Genomic DNA, 370 nt, shown 5'->3' on the forward strand with positions numbered 1-370 from the left:
CCCGTCTGCGCCGTGTTGAATGACATGTTGCGGTGTGCGTTCATTGAGTTAAGGTTGTGATTGATAATCATGTTAAGTTCCCTCCATAGATGTGATTCGACCAAGTCCTTTTGGCCGTCTTAGTTTATTGACTTATCGCTTAACGAAGAAGCTGGAGCACAGCCTGCGGCTGTTGGTTCGATTGGGCCATCATCGCCTGCGCTGCTTGGTTCAAGATGTTGTTCTTCGTGAAGTTCATCATCTCTTTCGCCATGTCGACGTCACGGATGCGTGACTCAGCAGCTTGGAGGTTCTCGGCTGACGTGCTCAAGTTGTTGATCGTGTGCTCGAGACGGTTTTGTGTGGCACCTAGTTTCGAACGTTCTCCTGA

The 370-nt window shown here is 49.7% G+C and carries 1 protein-coding gene; it reads right to left on the reverse strand.

Annotated elements, in window-relative coordinates:
* Positions 1-139: 139 nt before the first annotated feature.
* The coding region (locus KNO86_RS14605) for a flagellin (protein ID WP_285800676.1) at positions 140-370 on the reverse strand (231 nt) is incomplete at its 5' end.

It is taken from the genome of Exiguobacterium sp. s160 (assembly GCF_018617575.1).
Taxonomy (GTDB): domain Bacteria; phylum Bacillota; class Bacilli; order Exiguobacteriales; family Exiguobacteriaceae; genus Exiguobacterium; species Exiguobacterium aestuarii_A.